Consider the following 19310-nt stretch of genomic DNA (forward strand, 5'->3'; position numbering starts at 1 on the left):
AAGAAGCACCGCAAGAACCGACGTACGCCGCGCGAGTAGAGCCGGCAGTGGGCGTAGTTCCGCAGCGATCGCCCGCGCTTCCGCCCGACGGAAGTGCGGGCGTTTTGCTGCACAGACCGACACGGGTGCACTGAGATCGCCAACGAATCACTCCCAGGCATGCCGGTTCTCCCGAATCCGGCTATCAAGCTCAGAGGTCGCACGGGATAGTCGATCAGGCAGCCTCTCGTCCCGGATCCACTCGACGAGGACACGCCCATCGACAAGCCCGGCGGCGAGCTCGGCGAACACGTCGGCGGCGGTGGTGCCGCGGGCGAGCGGAGCCGCCTGGCCCAGCCACAGCGACTGCAGCTCGCCGAGGTTCTGCTCCCCGGCCGCCGTGCGGAAGCGGCCAGTGAGCCAGTTCTGCATCGGGAAGGGGGCGATGGTGCCGCTCGCCTCGATCGCCCGCACGGCGCGGTTGCGGGCGCCGCGCGCGAGCCGTCCGCTCATCGCCCGGGTCAAAACGGTGTCGTCCGCGGCGGTCGCGCGGATCGCATCCCGGTGCGCCGCGGTCGCCGCGGACTCGTCCGTGGCGAGGAAGGCCGTCCCCACCTGCACGCCGGCGGCACCGAGGGCGAGGGCGGCCGCGACGCCGCGGCGGTCCGCGATGCCGCCCGCCGCCATCACCGGCACCCCGACCGCGTCCACCACCTGCGGCACGAGCGCGAACGTCCCCACCAGGGACTCCTCGGCGGGACGCAGGAACGACACCCGGTGTCCGGCGGCCTCCGCTCCGGTCGCCACCACCGCATCCACACCGGCCTCGGCGAGCGCGACGGCCTCCGCCACCGTCGTGGCCGTGCCGACGATCCGGATGCCCCGGTCGTGAGCCTCCGCGACGACCTCGGGCGACGGCACGCCGAACACCACGCTGAGCACCGCCGGGGCGACCTCCCAGATCGCGTCGAGCTGCTCGTCGAGCGGCGGGACGTAGCGCTCCGGCCGCGTCGGCACGGCGACCCCCACGGCCTCGTAGAACGGCTGGAGCGCCTGGGCGAAGACCGTGTGCTGCGGGTTGGGCTCGACCTCGTCGCCGGTCGGCAACCAGATGTTCAGCGCGAACGGCCGGTCGGTCGCGGCGCGCAGCTCGGACCCGGTCGCCCGGATACGGTCGCCGTCGTAGCCATAGAGGCCGAACGACCCCAGGCCCCCGGCGTTGCTCACGGCCGCGGTGAGCGCGACGGACGACAGCCCGCCGAAGGGACCGAGGACGATCGGGTGCGTGATGCCGAACAGGGTGCGCAGGTCGCTCATGCTTCGACGTTACGCCCGCGGCGGACGGCCGCGGGCGGGACGACGCCCCCTGCTAGCCTCGGTGGCAGAGAGCGGGGTGTGCACATGCGGCAGTGGATCGGGCAGATGCTCGGCATCGTCGCGACCGCGCTCGGGCTCGTCGCTCTTCCCGATGCCACCGCGCTCGGGCTCGCCGTGGCCCTCCTCGCGGTCACCGCGCTGACCCTCGCCGTCGTGCTGAGCGTGCGCCAGCGACCGGAGGCCGACGCCCCGCATCCCCTCCGCGCCATCGACGTCGGCACTCTGCTGCCGCAGAGCGACCCGGATGCCGCGGGGCATCCGCGTCCGCGGGCGCCGGGAGTCGCGATCGCCGCGTAGCCCGTTCCGACGGGAGCGCGCGGCCTTCGCCGACCCTTCCCGACCTCACGAACGGACACCCGTGGACATCTTCGCCTTCCCTCCCCTCGCCGCGCTCCTGAACGCGGCCTACACGGCCCTGACCGGCCTCTCCACCGCCCTCGAGCCCCTCGCCGGCCCGTCCGCCGCGGCCCTCGCCGTGGTGCTCGTCACGCTCCTGGTGCGTGCCCTCCTCATCCCCGTCGGCATCTCGCAGGCGAGGGCCGAGCAGACCAGGGCGCGCCTCGCTCCCCGGCTGCGCGAACTGCAGCGTCGGCACAAGAAGAACCCCGAGCGGCTGCAGAAGGAGATGATGGAGCTCTACCGCTCCGAGAACACCTCGCCGTTCGCCGGGATGCTCCCCGTGCTGGCCCAGGCCCCGGTCGTCGGGCTGCTCTACACGCTGTTCCTGCGGCCGGAGATCGCCGGACACCCGAACGACCTGCTGGCGCACGACCTGTTCGGCGCCCCGCTGGGCACGAGCCTGGTCTCCGCACTGTTCGGCGGCACCGCGACCCCGGCGACGTTCGCGGTGTTCGGGGTGCTGCTGGCGGTGATGATCGCGGTCGCCGAGGTCACCCGGCGCGTGTTCCGCCCCGCGCCCGTCGAGGGCGACGACTCGCCGCTCAGCTCGCCCGGGGTGCTGCGGGCGATGTCGGCGCTGCACTACCTCACGGCCGTGTTCGCGGCGTTCGTCCCGCTCGCGGCCGCGCTCTACCTCACGGTCACGGTCGTGTGGACGCTCGTGCAGCGCGTGGTGCTCCGCCGGCGGTTCCCCCTGCCGGAGCCCGCCGCCGCCCGCGCGTGACCTCGGGGTCAGTCGGGCAGCGGGATCGGGGCGGTGAAGGGGCCGGACGGCTCCTCACCCCTCCGGTCCCGGCGCACGCCGAGGGTCGTCCCCACGCTCGCGGCGATCACGAGCGCGACGGCCAGCAGCCGCAGCACCGTCGCGTCCTGCCCCAGGAGGAGCCATCCGGCGAGGGTCGCGAACGCGGGCTCCAGGCTCAGGAGCACCCCGAACACCCGCTGCGGCAGGCGACGCAGCGCCGCCAGCTCGAAGCTGTACGGGATGACCGACGACAGCACGGCCGTCACCGCGGCCAGCAGCAGCAGCGACGGGTCGGCGGCGACCGTCGCGGCCGCGGGCACCCCCACGGGGATCAGCAGCACCGCCGCCACGACGAGCCCCATCGCGAGCCCGCTGCTGCCGGGGATGAGGGCTCCGACGCGGGCGCTCATCCGGATGTACATCACCCAGAAGCCGGCCGCGATCAGGATGAAAACCACGCCGAGCGGGTCGAGGGGCTCCGCGCCGATCAGGCCGTCGATGCCGAGCAGCGCCATGCCGAGCAGGGCCACCGCGACCCAGACGGCATCGGCGAGCCGCCGGGTGAGCACGGCCGCGAGCACGAGCGGGCCGAGGAACTCGATCGCCACGGCCGGCCCGAGCGGGATGCGGTCGATGGCGGCATAGAAGAAGCCGTTCATCGCGGCGAGCGACACCCCGAAGAGCACGGCCGCGAGCCACTGCTGCCGCGTCCACCCACGCACCCTCGGGCGCACGAGCACGACCAGCAGCACCGCGGCGATCGCGACCCGCAGCGAGGTCACGCCCCAGGGGCCGAGGACGGGGAAGAGCTGCGCGGCGACGGCGGCCCCGAACGGCAGCGAGAGGCACGAGCCGATGACGAGCGCGACCCCCACGAGGGTGCCGGATGCCGCGGGTTTCTGCACCATACGAGCTTAGGCGGCGGGAGCCCGTCGCCCCGCCGCCCACGCAGCTCGATGGGGCCTCAGAGGGCCTTGCCCCCGGTCACCGCGACGACCGTGCCCGAGACGTACGACGACTCCTCCGACGCGAGGAACACGTAGGCGCCGGCGAGTTCGGCCGGCTGTCCGGCGCGTCCGAGCGGGGTGTCCTGCCCGAAGGTCTCCAGGCGCTCGGGACCCCACCCGGTAGCGGGGATCAGCGGCGTCCAGATCGGCCCGGGCGCCACAGCGTTCACGCGGATACCGCGCGGGCCCGCCTCCTCGGCGAGCGCCTTCACGAACGCGACCTGCGCGGCCTTCGTCATGGCGTAGTCGATCAGTCCCGGCGAGGGCTGCGCCGACTGCACCGATGAGGTGACGATGATGCTGGCGCCGGGCTCCAGGTCGGGGAAGGCGGCGCGCGCGGAGAAGATCAGCCCGGCCAGGTTCGTGTCGAACACGCGACGCATCTTCTCGGTGTCGAGGTTCTCGAAGCCGTCGATGTCGTGCTGGTAGGCGGCGTTCAGCACCAGCACGTCGAGTCCCCCGAGCTCGGTCCGCGCCCGGTGCACCGCCTCCGTCGCGAACGCCTCGTCCCGCACGTCGCCGGGGATGCTGACGCCGGTGCGTCCGGCCTCGCGCACGAGGGCCAGCGTGTCCTCCGCGTCGTCCTGCTCCTCGGGCATGTGCACGATCGCGACGTCGGCACCCTCCCTGGCGAAGGCGATCGCGACCGCGCGACCGATGCCCGAGTCACCGCCGGTGATGAGCGCGCGTCGCCCCTCGAGCCGTCCGTGGCCCACGTACGAGGACTCGCCGTGGTCGGGTTCGGGCGTGGTGCGCTCGGTGAGTCCGGGCTGATCCTGGCTCTGCGCCGGGAAGCCCTCCTCGCGGTGCGCGTGCCGGGGGTCAGTGAGGCCGCTGTCGCGGGTGGTGTCGGTCATGTCCGCTCCTCCTGTGTCGAGTGGCTGTCGTGTCGTGCTCGGATCGAGCATCACGGCAACCGCCGACCGGGGGCAGGGGGTTGACACCTCAGAGCGGCGGTGTGACCGGGGTGTCTCCGCCCGGCTGCTCGCCCGCCTCCGCGGGCTCCGGCACCAGGTACAGGCCGCTGGGGGCGTTGGCGGTGAAGGCGAGCGCCTCGATCCAGGCGCGGTTGATCGAGGGCTGCCGGCTGCCGAAGTACTTGAAGACGAGCGAGCTGCCCGGCTGGATCCACACCGTGGTGCGTCCGCCGCCCACGCTCGCGTCCTCACGCCAGCTGAACGGGAACGGCTCCCCCCGGCGCAGCTTCGCCGTGATCACGAGCTGCAGGTGCGTGAGGGCGCGATCCTCGATCTCGCTCTTCACGCTTCCTTCGTAGATGAACTTGCCCATCGGGTGATGCTCCTCGGTCGATCCGGTTCCCGCCCGGCCACCGCCGGGATCGTGCCCTGGGGGTAGCGTAAGCCCTCGCCCCGGGCGGGCCGCAACTCCGCGGGCCGAGTGGCTGCCTGGAGCGCGCGAGGCACGGAAGTCAAGCCCCGCGCGCGGGAAGCCGGAGCGGACTAGCCTCGGGGCCATGACACCCGAGGAGGGCACCGCCATGAACGCACGCCACATCGACGACCGTCCCGACGAGGGCTACACGCCCGGCACCACCCACGCCGAACGGGGCGCCGGCAACCCGCGCCTGCGCGTGCGCCGCGACGACGAGCGCACCGAGTTCGCCCTCGACGTCGACGAGGTGCGCATCGGATCGGCGGCGGGCAACGAGCTGCGCCTCGCCGACACCGAGCCCGTGCACGCCACGGTGGTGCACGACGACCGCGACGAGTACGTGGTGACGCTGCACGCCGACGGGGAGATGAACTCGAACCCCGACGCCGACGCCACGCACCCCGGCGAGCGCACCGAGACGCTGCGCACCGGCTCGCGGTTCACGGTCGGCCCGTGGGAGCTGGTCTTCGCCCGCGACGAGTTCGCCGACCACGGGCGCCCCTACGGCGGACGCCTCGGCGGGGAGTACTCCGACCAGCCGCTGCAGCCGCCGCGCCCCGACTACGACGGCGACGGCGAGCGCGCGCCTTAGTCGGACTCCGACGCCGAGGTGTGATGCGGCGTCCCCACGGGCTTCGATTCGGCTGACCCGCGCTGACGCAGGTAGATCGCGAACGCGACCATGGTGCCGACGGCCAGGAACTCCGACTGCCAGTTCTGCAGCGTCCGATCCCAGAAGTCGGGCGAGACCACGTAGTCCAGCCAGGTGATCGCCGCCGCGCCGTGCTGCGCGTTCTCCGCGTTCATCACGACGGTCCCGGCGAGCGACTGCGCCAACCACGACAGCAGGAACACCGCCCCCATCACGATCAGCAGCGAGTTGCCGAACACGGCGGCGCGCCACCCGCCCGCCCTGGCCCATCGCGGGGAGTCAGGGCGGGCGTGGCGTCCCACCAGCTGATCCGCGTCGCTCCCCGGACCCTCGTCTCCCGGTTTCTTCGACTCGGGTGAACCGCGCTGCACGAACCAGATCGTCGCGGCGATGAACAGGAAGAACTGCAGGAACTCGGACTGCCAGTTCTCGGCCACGTCGACCGCGAAGTCCGACGACCACACGAAGTCGAGGAAGCCGATCGTGGCCTGCCCGTGCTCCACGAGCTCGTCGTTGTTGCGCAGGTATCCGGCGATCGACTGGCCGATCAGCGCCGCCGCGAACAGCGCGAGGAAGAACAGGCTGAGGGCGTGATCCCTGATCCGGCTCCGCACGGTCATCGACCTCCCAGCGGCAGCGCGATCATGATCGCCAGCCCGACCGCGATGATGCCCGCCCACGTCCAGAAGACCGCACGCATCCCCGCGGTGTCCCGCGTCTGCTCTCCCATGTCCGCCTCCTCGCGATGTCCGATGGACCGACCCTGGCCGGGCCGGACGACCACCGGCAGGGGCTTGACGCCGTCGCTCTCCTTGTCAATCCCCTGCGTCCGTGTCGCCCCGTCCCCTACCGTCGGATCAGGCGCCGCGGCGGGACGCGTGGCGCGACGACCGAGACGAGAGGATCGCCCATGACGCGCACGTCCGAGAGCAGCGAGCGATGACCGCGCCGAACGAGACGCCCGAGCTGGAGCGGCTGAGCGAGCTCGCCCGCACCCGCGGTCTGCGGGTGAGCGTGGCGGAGTCGCTCACGTCCGGGCGGCTCGCGAACACCATCGGCGCCGGGGAGAGCGCGTCCGACTGGTTCGCGGGCGGCATCGTGGCCTACTTCACCGAGGTCAAGGAGCGGGTGCTCGGTCTCACGCCGGGAACCGACCCCACCTCCGCGGCGTGCGCCGAGCAGCTCGCCACCGGGGCCCTGCGGCTGTTCGAGGCGGACATCTGCGTCTCGACCACGGGTGTCGGTGGCCCGGGCCCCGAGGGCGGCCACCCCGCCGGCACCGTGTACCTCGGCTGGGCGACCGCGGAGGACTCGGGCCACCGGCGGCTCGCGCTCACGGGCGACCCCGACGAGGTGCTGTCGGCGAGCGTCGACGCCGCGGTGCGCCTGCTCGCGTTCCACGCCGAGGGCCTGCACCCCGCGGGGCCCCGCCGCGGGTCGGGCGGCGAGGACTAGCGGCCCGGCACGAGGCCGATGCGCAGCGGGGCTCCGGGGGCCGCCGCTTCGGTGAGGGCCGCGTCGATGCCGAGCAGCGAGCGCACGGCGCCGACCGCGTCCGCGAAGGGGTAGGCGCGGCCGCGACCGGCGAGGAACGCGACCGCGTCGGCGAGGTCCTGCGACGTGTAGTTGTGCACCCCGGTCACGGTGACCAGGCGCCGCACCACGGCCTCGGCATCCACGGGGACCGGCTCGGCGGGGAACACGCTGCCGACCAGCACGACCGTGCCACCCACCGCGACCCCGGCCAGTGCCTCCGCGACCGCGTGCCCCGACGCCTCGATCACGACGTCGGGCTCCCGGTCGAGCGCGGTGGCCCCGAAGCGCGCGGCGAGGGCCCGTCGCGCGGGGTCGGGGTCGCGCACCTCCACCACCGCCCCGTGTTCGACGGCGATCGCCGCGGCGGAGAGCCCCACCAGCCCGGCGCCGTGCACGCGCACCGTCGCGCCGTCGAGGGGCATGTCGCGCGCGGCCCTGGTCACCGCGGCCCACGCGGTCGCCGTCGCACAGCCCGCCGGCGCGAGCACCGCGGCGGGCAGTGACTCCGGCACCCGCGCGACCGCCGTCCCCGCGCGCAGCTGCACGTGGCTGGCGAACGCGCCGGTGAGGTCGCCGTGCACGCCCACCCTGTCGTGGCCGTACTTGCCCAGGTCGCGGCACTTCTGGGTGAGCCCGCGGCGGCAGCGGTCGCACGTGCCGCACGACACCGTGACCGACCACACCACGCGGTCGCCGAGGCGCAGCGGGGCCCCGTCGGTCGCGTCCGCTCCGGCGTCACCGAGCGCGATGACCCGCCCCACGCTCTCGTGCCCGAGCACGAGCGGCGTGGGGGCCGCGCGCCGCCCTTGCACGGTGTGCACGTCGGAGCCGCAGATGGTCGACATCTCGACAGCGACCAGCACGTCGTGGTCGCCGAGGGCGACGCCGGGCACCGCGATGGTCTCGTGCGGGTGCCCGTCGCCGATCCACACCATGGCGGTGGCGGCGGGGCGCAGGGCGACGTCCCTCCGGTGACCGGGCGGGCGGATCAGCACGGTTCCCATGGCCGGATGCTCAGCGCGCGGAGACGGTGGGCAGCAGGTCGCGCTGGGCGAGCGCGCCGCGCAGGGCGGTGACGTCGGCGAGCACGGCGTGGGCTCCCGCGCCGCTCAGGGCGGCGCGGTCGTGCGCGCCGGTGAGCACGCCCGCCACGAACCCGGCCCCGGCGCGGCGCCCGGACTGCACGTCGCTCACGGTGTCGCCGACCACCGCGACCGCGTGCACCGCCGAGGCCCCGCAGCGCAGGAGCGCGGTGAGCACGAGGTCGGGCGCCGGACGGCCGCGGCCCGCGTCCACGGGCGAGAGCGCCACGTCGACGAGGTCGCCCCATCCGAGCCCGTCGAGCAGCGCCTGCCGGGTCACTGGCGCGAACCCGGTGGTCAGGGCCACGGCGAGCCCGGCGTCCTTGAGGCTCCGGATCGCGTCCGCGGCCCCGGGGATCTCGGTCACGCCGTGTTCCGCGACGATCTCCGCATACGCGTCCTCGAACGCGGCCGTGGCGCGCTGCGCGGCGGCGAGGTCGCCGTCGGCGAGGTGCAGGAAGACGTCGAGCTTCGACTGCCCCATGGTGGCGCGCACGTGGTCGAGCGCCTCCTCCCACGGCAGCCGCGCGGCCACCCCGGTGCGCTCGGCGGCGCGCTGGAACGCCTGCTCCACCACGCCGTCGTCGCGCACGGTGGTGCCGGCCATGTCGAGGACGACGAGTTCGATCGGAGTGGTCATGGTGTTCCTTCCAGGGCGGGTGCCCGGCCGAGGGCCGAGGCGAGGGTGAGCTCGGCGAGTCCGAGCCCGCAGGTCATGCCGATGCCGGTGGTCGCGGCGATCACCAGGGTGCCGTCGTCGCCGCGGTCGACGAGGAACTCGCCCGGGGCCTTGGCGTACACGCCCTGCCACCGCTCGATCACGCGCGGCTCCGGCATGTCGAACAGCGCCAGAGCCTCCGCGAGGAACGCGGCGAACGCGGCCTCGGGCTGGAACGGCGCGGGAGCGGTCGCGGTCGCGTGCGAGTCGCCCAGGATCAGGGTGCCGTCGGGCAGCTGCGTGTACATCTGGTTGAGGTCGAGCGCGGCGAGGTCGGGGCGTTCGGCGTGTAGGCGCTCGCGCAGCGCCGCGGCCTGCGGGGTCGCGGCGAACCGGCCGTAGCGGATGAGCGACCACCCGGTGAGCAGGGGCGCGTCGAGCGGTCGCGGGAGGGTCGCCGCGACCCGCATCATGTCGAGGGCGCAGCGGGCGACACCGTGCCGCTCGGCGACCTCGGGCAGCAGCTGGTCGAGGTCGTGGTTCACGGCGACGACCACGACCCCGGCATCGATGCGACCGCGCGTGGTCTCGACCCGTCCGTCGGCGAGGCGGGTCGCGGCGGTGCGGAAGCGGAAGTCCACACCGTTCGCGGCGAGGTGGCGCACGATCGCGGCGGCCGCGGTGCGCGGATCGGTCTGCAGGTCGGCATCGATGAGCGCGCCACCGTGCAGCCCCTCCGCGCGCAGCGGCGCCCGGCGGCGCAGTTCGGCGCTGTCCAGCATCCGGATGCCGCCATCGTGCGCCGCGGCCTCCAGCACGTCCAGCTCGTCCCGGTGCCTGGCGGCCACGAGCGTGCCGGACTCGCGCAGCCAGAACCCGGCGTCGCGGGCGAGCCGCAGCCACAGTTCGCGCGAGGTGTCGGCGTAGCGCCGCGCGTCTCCGCCCTGGGCGCCGATGCACAGGTGCCCGAAGTTGCGCACGGTCGCACCGACGGGCCGGTCGCTGCGGTCGAGCACGATCACGCGCAGCCCCCGGCGGACGGCGGCGTACGCGGCGCCGAGCCCCACGATGCCCGCACCGATCACGACCACGTCGGCGGTGTCGTTCGCGCGGGTCATCGGAACACCTTCCTCATCCACATCGCGAGACCCTCCACCGCGAGCACGGTCACCAGGATCATCAGGACGATCGCGGTCACCGTCTCGTAGCGGGATCCCTGGCTGGCGTTCAGCAGGTAGTACCCCACGCCGCCACCGCCGACGATGCCCAGGATGGTGGCGGCACGGATGTTGGTGTCGAGCATGTAGAAGCTGTGCCCGATCAGCGCCCTGGTCCCCTGCGGCACGGTGGCGGCCGCGTAGGTCTGCAGGCGGGTCGCACCGACCGCACGCAGTGCGCGCTCCGGTCCGCGGTCGACCTCTTCGAGGGAGTCGGCGATGAGCTTGCCCAGCAACCCGATGCCGCCGATCGCGAGCGCGATCACGCCGGCCTGGGCGCCCAGTCCCGTGATGACGACGAGCACGATCGCGAGGATGAGCTCCGGGATGCCGCGGATGCCGACGAGCAGCAGGCGCGCGGTCCCTCGCGCGGCTCCGTTCGGGGCGACGTTGCGGGCGGCGAGCGAGCCGAGCAGCAGGGAGGGCAGCAGGGTGAGCACGGTCGCGGCGAGCGCGATCGCGACGGTCTCGCGCATGGCCTCCAGCATCGCGGGCGCGTCGTAGTTCCCGAACGACGGCGGCCAGAAGCGCGCGGCGACCTCGGGGAGCTTGGCCCAGAACGTGAAGAGGTCGAGCCAGGTGATCTGGCTCACCGCGACGCTGCCGATCACGACCAGGACGGCGGCGACCCCGGCGAGGGTGTGGCGCACGCGCTGCGCGGTCCAGGGGCGGCGGAGGGCGGTCTGCGGTGTCGCTGCCCACTCCGACCGGGCGGCGGTGGGCGCGGTCGTGCGGCGCAGCCGGGGGTGCACCAGGCGGTCCATCCAGGAGCGCGTCTGCCGCTGCTCGCCCAGCATGGCCCCGCGCACGAGGCTCGACACGACCTCCATCGCGATGCACAGCGCGAAGATCACGAGCGCGATGCCGAGACCCTTGCCGTAGTTGAGCGCCTTGAACGCGTACGACATCTCCAGACCGAGCCCTGCGACGCCGACGTAGCCGAGGACGACGCTGCCGCGCAGGTTGATGTCGTTGCGGTGCAGCACGGTCGCGACCCAGCTCGGCAGCACCTGCGGGAGGATGCCGGCGGTGAACTCCTGCAGCTTCGAGCCGCCCGCGGCCCGGATCGCCAGCCGCGGACCCTCGTCGATCTGCTCGATCGCGTCGGCGAACATCTTGGAGATCATGCCGATCGAGTGGATGCCGATCGCGAGGATGCCGGGCAGGGTGCCGAGCGAGAACATCAGCACGAACGCCATCGCGAGCACCACGTCGGGCAGGGCGCGGGTCAGCACGCCGACGAACCGCGCCGCGGCGCGCCAGCCCGCTCCCGGGGTGGTGTTGGAGGCGGCGAGGTAGGCGATCGGCACCGACAGCACCGCGGCGAGCAGGGTGCCCACGAGCACGAGGCCCACCGTCAGCGCGATGAGCCACAGGAGCTCGCCGGGCTCCGGGAAGGAGAGGCCGCCGACGCGGGCCAGGAAGTTCTGCGCGTTGCCCCAGCTCTGCACCATCGCGGGGATCGAGATGTCGACGTCGCGCACCGCGAGCACACCGAGCACGACGAGCGCGACGAGCGTGAGTCCCGCGGCGATGCGCTCCGGCGAGGGCCGGCGCCGGGGCGCACGGGCCGCGACGGTCGCCCCGCCCGAACCGGTGGGTGCGCCCCCGCGCGGTGCCGCGCCGCCGCGGGTGCCGGGCGCCGCCGACGTGTCCAGGGCCGTCATGCCACGCCCGCCGGGGTGGCTGCGTCGGCGAGCTCGACCTGCACGGCCGTGATCTCCGCGGTCGTCGTGGCCACACGTCCGTAGATCTCCATGACCTCCGCCTTGCTGAGGCCGTCGGTGGGGGTGTCGAGCACGACCTCTCCGTGCCTCAGCCCCACGATGCGGTCGGCCCAGCTGATGGCGAGGTCCACCTGGTGCAGGCTGCACACCACGGTGAGCCCCTCGTCGGCGGCGATGCGGCGGATGAGGGCCATGACCTGCTCGCTGGACTCGGGGTCGAGCGAGGCGACGGGCTCGTCCGCGAGCAGGATGTCGGGCTTCTGCATGAGCGCACGGGCGATGGCCACGCGCTGCTGCTGTCCCCCGGAGAGGGTGTCGCTGCGCTGGTACGCCCGGTCGAGCAGGCCGACCCGGTCGAGGTGTTCGAGAGCGGTCAGCCTCGCGCTGCGGGAGTAGCCCCAGAGCCCGAGGCGGGGGCCGCGCACGCGCGAGAGCGAGCCGGTGAGCACGTTCTCCAGCACGGTCAGCGACGGCACGAGCTCGAACTGCTGGAAGATGAAGCCGACGCGGCTGCGCAGGTCGCGCAGCGCCCGACCGCGGAGCGCGGGGACCGCGGCGCCGAGCACGTCGACCGTGCCGGCGGTGGGCACCTCGAGCCCGTCGAGGTGTCGCAGGAGCGTCGACTTCCCTGAGCCGGACAGGCCGAGCAGCACGACGATCTCGCCGCGGGCCACGGTGAGCGACACGTCGCTCAGAGCCGTGGTGCTGCCGAAGGTCTTGGTCACGCCGTCGAGGCGGATGAGGGTGTCGGTGGCCGCGGTCATGGCATCTCCTTGTCGTGCGGTCGGGTCCGGTGCGAGGCCCTTCGTCCCGCTGCGCTCGCTCAGGAACCGCAGTCGGGTTCCTGAGCGAGCGCCGGCGAGACGACGGGCGTGTCAGGCCGTCAGGCCTTGCACTGCTCCGCTTCGGTCTCGGCGCAGATGTCGCGGATCAGGTCGTAGTACGCGTCGTCGACCGGCTTCGTGGCGTAGAACACGCTGCGGAACGCGTCGGAGTCGGCGCCGTCGATGCCCGCGGCGATGATGTCGTCGATCGTGACTTCGCCGAGCGCGTCGACGAGCTCCTGCGCGACCTCGTCCGGGAGGGACGAGGAGTAGACCAGGGGCGCACCGGGCACCATGGTCTCGTCGATCACCTTCACCTTGTCGGACTTCTCGACCTCGGAGTCCTCGGCGAACCCGACCTCGCACTCGACGCCCTCGCCGACCTTCTGCACGCTCACGTCGTGCTTGCCCGCGAAGACCGGCGTGATGTCGGCCTGGGGGTCGATGCCCGCCTCGAGCAGGTTGTAGGAGGGGAAGAGGTAGCCGGAGGTCGACGACGGGTCGACGAAGCAGACCTTCTTGCCGGCGAAGTCCTTCAGGCTGGTGATGTCGCTGTCGGCGGGGACGATCGCCTGCGAGTAGTAGCCGGGCTCCTGGCCCTCCTCGGTGATGATCGACGAGATGGGCGTGAGCTTCGCGCCGTTGTTGGTGGCGGTCACGTAGGTGAAGCCGGAGAACGACGCGACGTCGACCTTCCCGGCGACGGCGGCCTCGATCAGCGCGGCGTAGTCGGTGGACTCGTGGTACTCGACGGTCTTCCCGGTGACCTCGGCGATGTAGTCCATCAGAGGCTGATAGTTGGTCTCGGTGTCGACCGAGTCGGGCACGACGCCGAAGACCAGCGTGTTCTCGTCGACAGCGAACCCGCTCGCGCCGGCGGACTGTGCGTCGCCGGGGGCGTCGGTGGCCTCGGCCGTTCCGGCACAGGCGGCGAGGCCGAGCGCGAGGATCGCAGCGCCGGCGAGGGCGGGGAGAGCACGGAGCTTCATGGTGGACCTTTCAGGGTGGGAGGGGTGATCCTCGATGACTCTGACAGGCCCGGTCTTCAGATGTATACCTATCTCGGAAGAGTTCAGGGCGCGTTCACCCGCCATTCGCCTGGGTGAACACTCACCGGCTATCCGCGGCATCCGCGCGATGGCGAAGTAATGTACCTATGTGGCCGAAGCTGTGTACACCCAGATCGCCGACGACCTGCGCGCCCGGATCAGCGACGGCACGCTGCGCCCTGGCGACGACGTACCCACCGAGGCCGAGCTCGCCGAGCGCTGGCACACCTCCCGCGGCCCGATCCGCAACGCGCTCGCGGCGCTGCGCGCCGAGGGGCTGATCGAGACCGGTCGCGGACGCCCGGCGCGCGTCGTCGCGCGCAAGGCGAACCAGGCGGTCGACGTGTCAGTGCCGTTCACGCGCTGGGCGCGCGAGCTCGGCGTGACCCCCGGCGCCGAGACGCAGGAGCTCAGCCTGCGCCGCGCCGGCGACCTGGGTCCCGCGCTCGGCGTGGGGCGCGACGACACCATCGTCCGCGTCGTCCGCCTGCGCCTCCTCGACGGGCGGCCGACCATGCTGGAGCGCCTCGCCTACACCGAAGACGTCGGGCGTCGGCTGTTCGAGGTCGATCTGGACGAGGTCTCGATCACCGAGTACCTGGCCTCCCTCGGGCATCCGATCGTCACGCTGCGGCACGAGATCGATGCGGTCGCAGCCGACGAGCAGGACGCGAGCCTGCTGCGGGTTCCGCGGGGCGCACCGATCCTGCGACTCACGCGCACGTCGCGCGACGCCGACGGACGCGTCTTCGAGGCCTCGGAGGACCGCTACCTCAGCGAGGTGGTCCGGTTCACGGTGGCGGCGTCCGGCATCTCGACCGATGGGCACTTCATGCGCGCTGTGGGTGCGTGAGGAGAGGGATTCGGCCGCAGGGGAAAGGGCCCGGAAACAGATTCGCGATCGCGGGCACGGGAGTGTTCAGAAGCCAGAAAGATCGCGCCCGCGATCGCAGCGCTGGGGACGCTTTATCTGGGGAGCTTTCAGCATATGCCGGTACGAATTGGGCTCTGAAGTGCCGAAAGTCGAGACCATTTTAGACTTTCGTCTAGGTCTGTTCGTGCACACGCAGCGCACTCTGCCACTGTAGCGCCTCAGGCCACCGGCAGTGCGGCCGACACGAGCCAGTGCCCGTCGACCTCCCCCGCGCTGAACTCACCGCTCGCGCCCATGACGCGCTCGGCCATGCGGCCGAGGCCCGTGCGACTCGACGAGAGCTCGCGGCGGGGCGTGGTCGGAAGGGGACTGCGCAGGGTCAGGTGCGCGGTGTCGTCGTCCACGGCGAGACGGATCTCGACCGTGCCCTCGCCGGCGTACTTCAAGATGTTGGTGGCGGACTCGCGCACGATGCGCGCCAGCACGATCTCCACGGCGCGCGGGATGCGCTCGTCGCCCGGGTCGCCTTCGCACACCACCGTGTGCCCGGCGGCCGCGAACTCGGTGCGTGCTTCGTCGATCGCCGCGACGAGGTCGCCCGTCGGCATGCCTGCCGACCGGGGCCCGTCGTCGGCCAGCTCGATCACGAACCGGAGATCGGTCATGGCCTTGCGCGCGGCCACCCGGATGGCCTCACGCGAATCGTCACTGGTTCCGGGGTCCTCGAGCATCTGCACGTGCAGCGACACCACCGTGAGGTGGTGCGCGATGCTGTCGTGCAACTCGCCGGCGATCCATCGCCGCTCGGCGAGCACTGCTTCGCGTTCCTGTTCGGCCGCTGCCTCGAGCTGACGCTCCAGGCGGCTGCCGCGTGCGAACGCGATCCGCAGCGCGAAGCCGACGGCTCCCGCGACAGCGGCGAAGACGAGGTAGATGGCGACGTTCACGCCGGCGTCGGCGTCGCGCATGGCGACGACGGCGGCAGCGACGAGGAACGCGCCGGTGTACGACAGGATCAGCGAGGTCCAGCCGAGTCGCATGACCAATCCGGCCGCGACAGCGGCGGCGGTCAGGACCTGGTACTCGGTTCCTGCCAGAAAGGAGAGCGCGAACACGACGCCGAGGGCGCATGTCGCGATGAGGGGCTTCCAGAGATAAAGGGCGAAGACTGCCGTCGAAGAAATGCTCACCACGAGGACGGCCGGGTTCACACCCGGAGTCACGACGAGGCCGATCAGATCGACGGCGATAGTGATGGAGATGATCACCAGAACGACGATGCGTTCGATAGCGGTGAGTTTCTCACCTCGGACCAGCCGGAGTGTATCCGCAGACCCGCGAATCGAATGGTCGAAGGCCATGGTTCACTATCTCCTATTCGCCAGGTACTCTAGCGGACGAGACCAAAGAACTTGCTAACCTGCTGCCAGAAAGTCATTACGTTCACCTCCATTTTGTAGTCGTTTGTCGATGTCTGTATTCATCTTCTCGACGACGCTGAGCGCGCACATCTGTCTTGAGTCCAGACCTCGATGGCCAAAGGTCTACAGCGCGGATCCGCGGGTGCAGCGCGGTTAGGCTTCCTCCATGCAGGAAATCCGCGTCGTGATCGTCGATGACGATCCACTGGTCCGCTCCGCGCTGTCCCACTTCGTGTCGCGCGCGCCGGAGATCACGGTCGTGGCGCAGGCGGAGGACGGTCGCGAGGCCCTCACCACGGTGGAACGGGAGAAGCCGGACGTCGTCATGATGGACGTCCAGATGCCCGAGATGAACGGCATCGAGGCGACGGCGGCCATCGCCGAACGGTGGCCCGATGTGCGGATCCTCGCCGTGACCACCCTCGACGGCAGCGACACGGTCCTGCCGATGCTGAGCGCCGGGGCGTCGGGCTACCTGCTCAAGGACTCCAGCGCGGAGGACATCGTGACCGGCGTGCGCGAGGTGTTCGCCGGCCAGAGCTCGCTGTCCCCGCGCATCGCCTCCATGCTGATCCGGCACGTGCGCGACTCCACGCCCGCCGCGACCGCCGCCGATGCCCTCGAACCGCTCACGGACCGTGAGGAAGAGGTGCTGCAGTGCCTCGCGAAGGGCATGTCGAACGCCGAGATCGCCAAGGCACTCATCGTGTCGGAGGGCACGGTCAAGGCGCACCTCGGGCGCATGATGTCGAAGTGGCACCTGCGCGACCGCGTGCAGATCCTCGTCACGGCCGCGCACGCGGGGCTGGTCACCTTCCGCTGACCCCGTGCCTCGCGCGGCACGCGGGCATCCCGCTGGCGCACCGCTCGCGCCGCGGGGATCCGGGAGAGTGCTCACACCTGCATCCATCTCCGGACCGTCGGCGTCGACGGTCCGAGGGCTGTCGTTCTTCCACCCCGCGCCATCTCCAGAATGGAACCGCCGGGGTCACAGCGCAAGCAGCACGATGCCGGTCAGCACGATGAGCGAGGCGCCCACCCGCCACCCTGGCCGCGACTCCCTGAGCACGACCGCGCCGAACAGGCTCACCAGCACCACGCTCACCTCGCGCAACGGCGCGACCAGCGCGACCGGAGCGATCTGGATCGCCGACAGCACGAGGATGTACGACAGCGGCGACAGCACACCGAACGCCAGGATGCGGCGCCACTGGGCACGCCCGAGCGCCCACACCGCGGGCCAGCGGCGACGGACCGCGATCGAGTAGAACGGCACCTGCAGCAGGGTCGTGCCCACCATGAAGGCCACCGGCGACAGGCTCCACGTGCGCACCGCGTGCGTGTCCCAGATCGTGTACACCGCGATCGCGACGCCCGTCAGCAGCCCGAACACCAGGCCGAGGTCGACGCCCCGCCCTCCGCCGCTCCCCCGGTCCACCAGCCCGACCGCCACCACGCCGACGATCACCGCGGCGACGCCGACCAGTGCGATGCCCGACGGCCGCTCCCCCAGCAGCAGCACCGCGACGATCACCGACAGGAAGGGACCGGTCCCGCGCGCCGTCGCATACACGGTCGACAGGCTGCCCTCGCGATAGCCGCGCTGCAGCACCGCCATGTACACCACGTGCAGCACGGCCGAGACACCCACCCCGAGGGCGAACGAGGCGAGGTCGGACGTGCCGAGGCCCCCCGTGAACGGCACCGCCCCGATCCACACGGCCGTGCTGGCCACCGCGCCCCACCACAGGAACGGCGAGCCGGCGCGGCTGATGCCGTGCGCGATCACGTTCCAGGCGGCGTGGGCGACGGCGGCACCGAGGACCAGGACGAAGGCGAGTGGGGACACGACAGACCCTTCCGTTCGGCGCAGGCACGACGAACAGGGTCCTCCGGGCTTTTGTCCTGTCAGATGACGGCCCGCTCACGGGAGCGGACCGTGGCGCCGCTCGGACCAGACGGGTGCGGACCCCGGAACCCTAGGCGCTATCGGGACCACCCTAGCCGTCCGAGGTGAACCGGAGGGGAACGCCGGTCGCGACTACGCTCGAAAGACACCCCGCGCAGGAAGGTCATGCCCATGCCCGTCACCCCGGTCGCTCTCGCCCACGCCGAGGACCTCGCCGACTTCGTCGCCGCCTCCCCCTCCAGCTATCACGCCGCGGCCGAGGTCGCCCGTCGCCTGGAGGACGCCGGGTTCACGCGGCTCGACGAGCACGACGCGTGGCCGTCCGCCGCGGGCGGGCGGTACGTCGTGGTGCGCGACGGAGCCGCGATCGCCTGGGTCGTCCCCGCCGACGCCACCGCGACCACGCCCGTGCAGGTCTTCGGCGCCCACACCGACTCCCCTGGCTTCAAACTCAAGCCGCAGCCCACGACCGGTGTCCGCGGGTGGCTGCAGGCGGCGGTCGAGGTCTACGGCGGCCCGCTGCTGAACTCCTGGCTCGACCGGGAGCTGCGCCTCGCCGGTCGCCTGGCCCTCGCCGACGGCCGCGTCGTGCTCGCCGACACGGGTGCCCTGCTGCGACTGCCGCAGCTGGCGATCCACCTCGACCGCGGCGTGAACAACGGCCTCGCGCTCGACAAGCAGACCGAGACGCAGCCCGTGTGGGGACTGGGCGACCCGTCCGAGGCGGACATCCTCGCGGAGCTCGCGGCCTCCGCCGAGGTGTCGGCGTCTGACATCCGCGGCTACGACGTGGTAGTGGCCGATGCGGCACGCGGCGCGGTGTTCGGCAAGGACAGCGCCTTCTTCGCCTCCGGTCGCCTGGACGACCTCGCCTCCGTGCACGCCGGCGTGGTGGCGCTGCAGGCGCACGAGCCCGCCGCTGGTGCGCCGATCGCGGTGCTCGCCGCGTTCGACCACGAGGAGCTCGGGTCGGAGTCGCGCTCCGGCGCGGCCGGCCCGTTCCTGGAGGACGTGCTGGAGCGGGTCTACGACGGGCTGGGCGCCGACGCGTCGGCCCGCCGTCGGGCCTACGCCGCGTCGTGGTGCCTGTCGAGCGACGTGGGTCACTCGGTGCACCCCAACTACGTCGGCCGCCACGACCCCGTGGTGCAGCCGGTGCTCGGCTCCGGCCCCATCCTCAAGCTCAACGCCAACCAGCGCTACGCCACGGACGCGGTCGGCAGCGCCGCCTGGCGGGAGTGGTGCGAGCGCTCGGGCGTCGCCACGCAGGAGTTCGTGTCGAACAACGGCGTGCCCTGCGGCTCCACCATCGGACCGATCACGGCGACGCGCCTGGGCATCCGCACGGTCGACGTGGGCATCCCGATCCTGTCGATGCACTCGGCGCGGGAGCTCGCCGGCGTGAGCGACCTGCACGACCTGACACGCGTGGCCGGAGCGTTCTTCGCCGGCTGAGCCCTGC

20 protein-coding genes are annotated in these 19310 nt (G+C 72.3%); 7 read left to right on the forward strand and 13 right to left on the reverse strand.

What is annotated here, in order from left to right; genetic code table 11:
* Nucleotides 1-147: 147 nt before the first annotated feature.
* The gene (locus tag ACWH95_RS01645; protein WP_136033169.1) at nt 148-1296 is read right to left on the reverse strand and encodes an NAD(P)H-dependent flavin oxidoreductase; all 1149 of its coding nucleotides are present in this window, start codon (nt 1294-1296) and stop codon (nt 148-150) included.
* 84 nt (nt 1297-1380) lie between these two features.
* Here ACWH95_RS01645 and ACWH95_RS01650 point away from each other — a divergent pair, with 84 nt between their 5' ends.
* Entirely contained in the window at nt 1381-1653 is a 273-nt protein-coding gene (locus tag ACWH95_RS01650; RefSeq protein WP_136033171.1) for a DUF6412 domain-containing protein, read from the forward strand.
* A 61-nt stretch (nt 1654-1714) separates the two neighbouring features.
* Nucleotides 1715-2479, forward strand: a complete 765-nt coding sequence (locus ACWH95_RS01655; protein ID WP_136045592.1) for a YidC/Oxa1 family membrane protein insertase — start codon at nt 1715-1717, stop codon at nt 2477-2479.
* Nucleotides 2480-2487: 8 nt separating this feature from the next.
* Here ACWH95_RS01655 and ACWH95_RS01660 read toward each other — a convergent pair whose 3' ends face one another.
* The 3 genes from ACWH95_RS01660 to ACWH95_RS01670 all read right to left on the reverse strand — a co-directional run bounded on the left by ACWH95_RS01660 (nt 2488) and on the right by ACWH95_RS01670 (nt 4797).
* Nucleotides 2488-3405 carry an EamA family transporter gene (locus tag ACWH95_RS01660; RefSeq protein ID WP_136033181.1) on the reverse strand — a complete coding sequence of 306 codons (918 nt, stop codon included), beginning with the start codon at nt 3403-3405 and terminating at the stop codon, nt 2488-2490.
* Between the two features lie 59 nt (nt 3406-3464).
* Nucleotides 3465-4364: an SDR family oxidoreductase gene (locus tag ACWH95_RS01665; RefSeq protein WP_136033175.1), complete on the reverse strand. Its 900-nt coding sequence runs from the start codon at nt 4362-4364 to the stop codon at nt 3465-3467.
* An 88-nt stretch (nt 4365-4452) separates the two neighbouring features.
* The gene (locus tag ACWH95_RS01670; RefSeq protein WP_136033177.1) at nt 4453-4797 is read right to left on the reverse strand and encodes a DUF7882 family protein; all 345 of its coding nucleotides are present in this window, start codon (nt 4795-4797) and stop codon (nt 4453-4455) included.
* A gap of 184 nt (nt 4798-4981) precedes the next feature.
* Here ACWH95_RS01670 and ACWH95_RS01675 point away from each other — a divergent pair, with 184 nt between their 5' ends.
* Nucleotides 4982-5491: an FHA domain-containing protein gene (locus ACWH95_RS01675; RefSeq protein WP_454120034.1), complete on the forward strand. Its 510-nt coding sequence runs from the start codon at nt 4982-4984 to the stop codon at nt 5489-5491.
* Here ACWH95_RS01675 and ACWH95_RS01680 read toward each other — a convergent pair.
* Nucleotides 5488-6171 (reverse strand): site-specific recombinase, encoded by a 684-nt coding sequence (locus ACWH95_RS01680; RefSeq protein ID WP_168443062.1) that lies wholly within the window; start codon nt 6169-6171, stop codon nt 5488-5490. The genes ACWH95_RS01675 and ACWH95_RS01680 overlap by 4 nt on opposite strands.
* A 319-nt stretch (nt 6172-6490) precedes the next feature.
* Between ACWH95_RS01680 and ACWH95_RS01685 the strand changes: the two genes are divergently transcribed.
* The gene (locus ACWH95_RS01685) at nt 6491-7006 is read left to right on the forward strand and encodes a CinA family protein (RefSeq protein WP_136033179.1); all 516 of its coding nucleotides are present in this window, start codon (nt 6491-6493) and stop codon (nt 7004-7006) included.
* On the opposite strand, the gene ACWH95_RS01690 is transcribed toward ACWH95_RS01685, so the two are convergent.
* The 6 genes from ACWH95_RS01690 to ACWH95_RS01715 form a co-directional block, all read right to left on the reverse strand.
* The gene (locus tag ACWH95_RS01690) at nt 7003-8091 is read right to left on the reverse strand and encodes an alcohol dehydrogenase catalytic domain-containing protein (RefSeq protein ID WP_454120035.1); all 1089 of its coding nucleotides are present in this window, start codon (nt 8089-8091) and stop codon (nt 7003-7005) included. The genes ACWH95_RS01685 and ACWH95_RS01690 overlap by 4 nt on opposite strands.
* Nucleotides 8092-8101: 10 nt before the next feature.
* Nucleotides 8102-8809, reverse strand: coding sequence for a phosphonatase-like hydrolase (locus tag ACWH95_RS01695; protein WP_447653190.1), 708 nt, complete (start codon nt 8807-8809; stop codon nt 8102-8104).
* Entirely contained in the window at nt 8806-9945 is a 1140-nt protein-coding gene (locus ACWH95_RS01700) for a TIGR03364 family FAD-dependent oxidoreductase (RefSeq protein ID WP_281733181.1), read from the reverse strand. The genes ACWH95_RS01695 and ACWH95_RS01700 overlap by 4 nt, the downstream gene beginning before the upstream one ends.
* Entirely contained in the window at nt 9942-11711 is a 1770-nt protein-coding gene (gene phnE / locus ACWH95_RS01705; RefSeq protein WP_452312730.1) for a phosphonate ABC transporter, permease protein PhnE, read from the reverse strand. Before phnE ends, ACWH95_RS01700 begins: the two co-directional genes overlap by 4 nt.
* Nucleotides 11708-12535: a phosphonate ABC transporter ATP-binding protein gene (phnC, locus tag ACWH95_RS01710; protein WP_136036455.1), complete on the reverse strand. Its 828-nt coding sequence runs from the start codon at nt 12533-12535 to the stop codon at nt 11708-11710. Before phnC ends, phnE begins: the two co-directional genes overlap by 4 nt.
* A gap of 119 nt (nt 12536-12654) precedes the next feature.
* Nucleotides 12655-13584, reverse strand: a complete 930-nt coding sequence (locus tag ACWH95_RS01715; RefSeq protein ID WP_136036454.1) for a phosphate/phosphite/phosphonate ABC transporter substrate-binding protein — start codon at nt 13582-13584, stop codon at nt 12655-12657.
* A 169-nt stretch (nt 13585-13753) separates the two neighbouring features.
* Between ACWH95_RS01715 and ACWH95_RS01720 the strand changes: the two genes are divergently transcribed.
* Nucleotides 13754-14497 (forward strand): GntR family transcriptional regulator, encoded by a 744-nt coding sequence (locus ACWH95_RS01720; protein WP_454120036.1) that lies wholly within the window; start codon nt 13754-13756, stop codon nt 14495-14497.
* Nucleotides 14498-14736: 239 nt separating this feature from the next.
* Here ACWH95_RS01720 and ACWH95_RS01725 read toward each other — a convergent pair whose 3' ends face one another.
* Nucleotides 14737-15786 carry a sensor histidine kinase gene (locus ACWH95_RS01725; protein ID WP_247637706.1) on the reverse strand — a complete coding sequence of 350 codons (1050 nt, stop codon included), beginning with the start codon at nt 15784-15786 and terminating at the stop codon, nt 14737-14739.
* Between the two features lie 319 nt (nt 15787-16105).
* On the opposite strand from ACWH95_RS01725, the gene ACWH95_RS01730 reads away from it, so the two are divergent.
* On the forward strand, nt 16106-16762 hold the full coding sequence (locus tag ACWH95_RS01730) for a response regulator transcription factor (protein WP_206252786.1): 657 nt from the start codon (nt 16106-16108) through the stop codon (nt 16760-16762).
* A 165-nt stretch (nt 16763-16927) separates the two neighbouring features.
* Here the strand turns inward: ACWH95_RS01730 and ACWH95_RS01735 are convergent, their stop codons facing one another.
* Nucleotides 16928-17788 carry an EamA family transporter gene (locus tag ACWH95_RS01735; RefSeq protein WP_136034858.1) on the reverse strand — a complete coding sequence of 287 codons (861 nt, stop codon included), beginning with the start codon at nt 17786-17788 and terminating at the stop codon, nt 16928-16930.
* Nucleotides 17789-18019: 231 nt separating this feature from the next.
* Here ACWH95_RS01735 and ACWH95_RS01740 point away from each other — a divergent pair, with 231 nt between their 5' ends.
* Complete coding sequence (locus ACWH95_RS01740) at nt 18020-19303, forward strand: M18 family aminopeptidase (protein ID WP_452312738.1); 1284 nt, start codon at nt 18020-18022, stop codon at nt 19301-19303.
* The last annotated feature ends 7 nt before the right edge of the window (nt 19304-19310 follow it).

The sequence above is a fragment of the Microbacterium sp. NPDC055502 genome (assembly GCF_053643635.1).